The following is an 848-nucleotide window of genomic DNA, read 5'->3' as shown; positions in this document are numbered from 1 at the left end:
CGCGGCCCATGCCCAGCGCGACTCAGTGGCGGAGTTGCGTGAACTGGGCGAACTGCTGGCTTTCCTCAAGGAACCGGAGCCGCCCAAGGGCTTTCGCGATGCCTGGGAAAAACTGCCGGTATTCCGCAAGGTCCTGAGCATGAGCCCCAAGGTGTCCAACTCCGGCCCCTGCCAGGAAAAGGTGCTGGAAGGCGATGAAGTAGACCTGTACAAGCTGCCCATCCAGACCTGCTGGCCCGATGATGCCGGCCCCCTGGTCACCTGGCCGCTGGTGATCACCCGCGGCCCCAACAAGGAACGCCAGAACCTGGGCATCTACCGCCAACAGCTGATTGGCCGCAACAAGCTGATCATGCGCTGGCTTAGCCACCGGGGCGGCGCGCTGGATTTTCAGGAATGGCAGCAACAGCATCCCGGCGAGCCATTCCCGGTGAGCGTGGCGTTGGGCGCCGATCCTGCCACCATTCTCGGCGCGGTGACCCCGGTTCCCGATACCCTCAGCGAGTACGCCTTTGCCGGTTTGCTACGCGGCTCCAAGACCGAGCTGGTAAAATGTATCGGCAATGACCTGCAAGTCCCCGCCAGCGCCGAATTTGTTTTAGAGGGCTACCTCTACCCGGACGACATGGCAGACGAAGGCCCCTTCGGCGACCACACCGGGTATTACAACGAGGTGGAACGCTTCCCGGTGTTCACCGTGGAACGCATCACCCACCGCCGCGACCCCATTTACCACAGCACCTACACCGGCCGGCCACCGGATGAGCCGGCAGTGCTGGGCGTGGCCATGAACGAAATCTTCGTGCCGATCCTGAAAAACCAGTTCCCGGAAATTGTGGACTTCTACC

Annotated in this window: 1 protein-coding gene; it reads left to right on the top strand. The window is 62.3% G+C overall.

The window, feature by feature from the left end:
- Positions 1-848 (top strand): UbiD family decarboxylase (locus A3730_RS03210; protein ID WP_156500845.1); only part of this gene is annotated, 848 nt, incomplete at both ends.

This window comes from Alcanivorax sp. HI0044 (assembly GCF_001634945.1).
Note: the sequence above shows the minus strand (reverse complement) of the source record. Positions and strands in the feature narration are given on the sequence as shown.